Annotated in this window: 3 protein-coding genes; all 3 read left to right on the plus strand. The window is 69.8% G+C overall.

Going from position 1 to position 4,322, the window contains the following annotated elements; genetic code table 11:
• Nucleotides 1–320: 320 nt before the first annotated feature.
• The 3 genes from Q0116_RS10695 to Q0116_RS10705 all read left to right on the plus strand — a co-directional run bounded on the left by Q0116_RS10695 (nt 321) and on the right by Q0116_RS10705 (nt 4,273).
• The gene (locus Q0116_RS10695) at nt 321–2,996 is read left to right on the plus strand and encodes an alkaline phosphatase PhoX (RefSeq protein ID WP_308214396.1); all 2,676 of its coding nucleotides are present in this window, start codon (nt 321–323) and stop codon (nt 2,994–2,996) included.
• A gap of 64 nt (nt 2,997–3,060) precedes the next feature.
• Nucleotides 3,061–3,777 carry a hypothetical protein gene (locus Q0116_RS10700; protein ID WP_297887905.1) on the plus strand — a complete coding sequence of 239 codons (717 nt, stop codon included), beginning with the start codon at nt 3,061–3,063 and terminating at the stop codon, nt 3,775–3,777.
• Between the two features lie 85 nt (nt 3,778–3,862).
• Nucleotides 3,863–4,273: a hypothetical protein gene (locus Q0116_RS10705; RefSeq protein WP_297887908.1), complete on the plus strand. Its 411-nt coding sequence runs from the start codon at nt 3,863–3,865 to the stop codon at nt 4,271–4,273.
• Nucleotides 4,274–4,322: the final 49 nt, after the last annotated feature.

The raw sequence follows: 4,322 nt of genomic DNA on the forward strand, positions 1-4,322 counted from the left end.
GAGACGCCGGTGTCTCGCGACTGGTGACGCGGGAGCGGCCGACGACGCTTCGCGACCGGTGGCGCCGGGGGCGCGGACCGCGAGCGGGACGGCGGACGGACCGCGGGACGACAGACCGCGGGGCGCCGCGCCGCGAAGCAGGGGTCCCCGCGGCAACGCTCACGAGACCCATGTTCGCCACCCGACGGCTATGTACCGCGTTTACGTTTCAATTTCCAAAAATTTGGCTACTAATCTAAAATGTTCCACGGTCGGATACCGCACCGTTCTGTCCACCTATTATAAACGATTATTAAAACCCGGTCGCTGGCTCAATTTACATGGTGGACCTGAGCCGGCGGAGCCTGATCGCAACGTCAACCGCTGCTGCCCTCGGCGCGAGCGTCGCGGGGGTCGCCAGCGCGAGTGAGAGCGAAATTCCGGAGGGAGACACCCCCGGCGCGCCCAGCGTCAGAGGGGGACTCAAGCGGTTCTCGACCACGGCCTTCGGGGCGGAGGTGACGGGGCCGTTCGTCTTCGAGGACGGCTCGCTACTGTACAGCCTCCAGCACCCCGAAGAAGGGAACCCGGAGCCGTTCGGCCGAGCGGCCGTCGGCTACTTCAGCGGCTTCACCTTCGAGTTCGACGGCAACAACGACGACTTCCCCGAGGTCGGCATCCCCGACACTCAGGCGAAACAGCGGCAGGTCCGGTCCGCGGCCGGCGAGTACGAGGTCCTCGTCCAGGGCCGCGAGCCCATCGGCGGCGGCGACGAGCTGCTCGGCGTCACGCAGACACCCGACGGCACCGACATCACCCAAGCCAACTTCGCGGGGACGCAGTACGGGGCCGCGGCGACGAACCCGGACTGTAACCAGTTCGTCCCGACGGACGAGGACGGCACCGAGGGGTACCTGTTCACTAACTGGGAGAACAGCCCCGGCAACATCTCGCGAGTCTTCATCAGCCGGGACGCGGACGGCGAGTGGAGCGCCGACCCCGACGACGCGATGAACCTGCCGAACACGGAGGCGTTCCGCGAGCTCGGCGGCACCCGAATCAACTGTTACGGCGACCTCAGCCCGTGGGAGACCCCCATCTCCTCGGAGGAGAACTACGCGCACCCCCGCGTCTCGCTGACTAACACCGTCGGCGACGTCGTCGACGCCGGCAGCGGCGAGGGGCTCCTCGGCGCGTGCCAGTTCTGGAACCGGCCGAACCCCTCGGCGATCCAGGGCGCGGTCGACGGGTACGACGAGGTCGACGGCTGGTACATCCAGGGGTACTGGGCGATGACCGGCGTCGAGTTCCTCGCGTACTACCTCGGCGCCGAGGTCCCCGAGGGCGACGAGGGGTCGGGCGACAGCGTCCTCACCCCCATCGGCGACGTCTACCCGAACCCCTACCGCTACGGCTACCACGTGGACGTCCGCGAGCCGACCGCCGAGGAGCCGGAGCCGATGAAGTACTGGGTCGCGGGCCGCGCCTCGTGGGAGGCCCCGGACTTCCTCGGCGACGAACGGACGCTGTACGGCTGCTCCGACGGCGACAGCAAGGGGATCTACAAGTTCGTCGCCGCCGATCCGATCCCGAGCTACGACGACACCGACGACATCGAGGGCACGCTCTACGCCCCGAAGATCACCAACGACGCCGCGAACGCCGCGGAGGCCGGCGAGCGCAACTCCCCGGCCGAGACGAACCTCGAGATCGAGTGGATCCCGCTCGGCCGCGCGACGAACGGCGAGGTCGAGTCGTGGGTCGCCGAGTACGACGACGTCACGCAGGTCGACTACCTCACGACCCACACCGACTACGACGAGGACGAGCTCGGGCAGGATGTCTCGTACGCCGACGCCGTCCGCGAGGCGGACCTCGAGGTCATCGAGAACGGCAACCGGAACTACATCACGAACGAGGAGATCGTCGAGTGGGCCGCCCAGTACGAGGCGGACGGCCCCGATGGCGTCGACGAGGAGCTGCGCCGCGTCCCGTTCCTCGAGACCCGCGCGGCCGCCAAGGAGCTCGGCGCGTCGATCGAGTTCAACAAGGCCGAGGGCGTCGACAGCGTCGACGACGCCGGTCCCGGCGACTTCGTCTACTTCGGCATCTCCGAGTTCAACGACGACCTCGCCGACGAGACCGGCGACGTCCAGATGGACCGCGTCGACGGCGGGGTCGTCTACCGCGCAGAGCTCGAACCCGACTACAACGTCTCGACGCTCGAACCGGTGATCACCGGACCCGACTTCACTGACGGCCCCGAGGACGCCGACGACGCGCTCCGCAACATCGACAACGTGTACGCGATGCGCGACGGGCGCGTCCTCTGCTGTGAGGACGGCTTCGGCGGCCCCTCGCGCTCGTACCCCAACGACGGCCTGTACGTCTTCCAGCCGAACGTCCAGGTCGACGTCGAGTCGCTGGCCGTCGGCTACGGGCAGACGGGCGAGGCGGTGCTCTCGGCCTCCGCGCTCCCCACCGGCTTCTCCGGGGCCGGGGTCACGGTATCGGTCTCCGACCCCGACGTCGCCGCCATCACCGGCGTCGAGTTCCCCGACGGGCTCGGGCTCACCGAGAGCGAGGTCAGCGGCGACGGCTCCTCGGCGACGATCCGCGTCGCCGACACCGACCGCAACGTCGAGGCGGGCGGACGGAACGTCCCGCTCGCGACGTTCACGCTGCGCGGCGACAACACCGGCACGACCGACCTTGAGGTGGAGATCGACCGGATGGACGACGAGGCGGGGACGGCCATCGACGCGAACGCCCGCACGGGGCTTCTCGTCGCCGGCCCGCCGACAGTGACCGGCGGCGCGGCGCCGACCGACCCCGACGGCGACGGGCGCTACGAGGACCTCAACGGGAACGGGCGCCTCGACTACGAGGACATCGAGATCCTGTTCGACAACCTCGACTCGGACAGCGTCACGATGAACGAGTCGGCGTACGACTTCAACGAGAACGGACAGATCGACTTCGACGACGTCGTCGACCTCTACGAGGCGGTCAACTGAGCCCCCGGTCGGCCCGGCGGCCGACCCCCGGCGTTCCGTCACCGCCACCCCACATACACCACCCATGACACGACCCACGCGTTCAGTTTCGACGCTCACCGACACCCGCGGCCGGACGGCGGCCGTCGCGGTGGCGCTCGCGGCGGTCGCCCTCCTCGGCGCGACGGCGGCGGGAACGGCGGCGGCACAGACCGACGGACCGACCGTCGTCGTCGGCGACGCCTCGACGGCGCCCGACGGGACGACGACCGTCGACGTCGTCCTCACGAGCGCGCCGGACGGCCTCTCGGGCTACTACCTCGAACTCTCGGTCGAGGCGCCAGAAACGGCCCGGATCGAGTCCGCAAGCTACCCCGACCGATTCGGCCTGACGAGTGAGCCGGCAATCGGGGACGACGGTGACGGCGTCGCCCTCGAAGCCGCCGACCTCGAGGGAGCTATCGAACCCGGCGCGACGGACGTGACGCTCGCGACGGTCACCGTCGCCGGCGTCGCGCCGGGCGAGGTCGGGCTCGCCGTCGAGCCCCGGCAGTTCGACGCGGACGACGGGAGCGCCTTCACCCCCGCCACGCAGGCGGGAACGCTGACGGTCGCCGGCGACGACGCCTCGTCGACCGACGACGCCGCGCCCGGCGGGAGCGACGACGCTGAGTCCGCCGACGGTTCCGCGGCCGACGGAGGCGAGGCCGGGGCCACGTCGAACGACCTGCCGCTCTCGCCGGTTCTCGCGCTCGTCGCCATCGGGCTCCTCGTGGCCGCCGGCGTCAGAAGGAGCGACTGACGCGCGGCCGTGCGCATCCCACCCGGCACGTCGCCGCGACGACCATCCACATCCAGCGAACACAGCCGATACCCACCCACCACCCATGTCACGATCCGAACCGATCGAAGACGAGACCGTCTACCGCGAGTACATCCTCGACGTCCGCATCGTCGAGCACAGCACCCCCGCCCGGACCGCCTATCGGTTCGAGGCCCCGCACCACTGCGGCGTCGACTTCGACGACCCCGAGAAGGCCGAGCTGTACGCCGATGTCTACTTTGACGTCAACGGCTTCGACGAGGAGAAGGTCGGCGAGGAGGGCGTCCCGCCGGCGATCATCCAGGCCGGCCGTGACACGCTCGCCGCGTACTTCCACACGCAGCCGTACGGGAGCATCAACTGGATCGCGTCCTTCTACGGCTTCAAGCCGGAGCGGACGCAGCGGCTCATCAATCGGGTCCGCAAGCGCGCGACGAATATCCGCGAGGGGGCCGCCGAGCGGGGCGTGGCGTAGCCGGCCGCTCAGGCGTCCGCGGCGGCCGTCTCGTCGACGGGACTGACCG

It is taken from the genome of uncultured Halorubrum sp. (assembly GCF_937146585.1).
GTDB lineage: Archaea > Halobacteriota > Halobacteria > Halobacteriales > Haloferacaceae > Halorubrum > Halorubrum miltondacostae.

Coding starts and splice junctions, on each gene's coding strand:
- Q0116_RS10695 (WP_308214396.1), top strand. CDS start 321: ATGGTGGACCTGAGCCGGCGGAGCCTGATCGCAACGTCAACCGCTGCT.
- Q0116_RS10700 (WP_297887905.1), top strand. CDS start 3,061: ATGACACGACCCACGCGTTCAGTTTCGACGCTCACCGACACCCGCGGC.
- Q0116_RS10705 (WP_297887908.1), top strand. CDS start 3,863: ATGTCACGATCCGAACCGATCGAAGACGAGACCGTCTACCGCGAGTAC.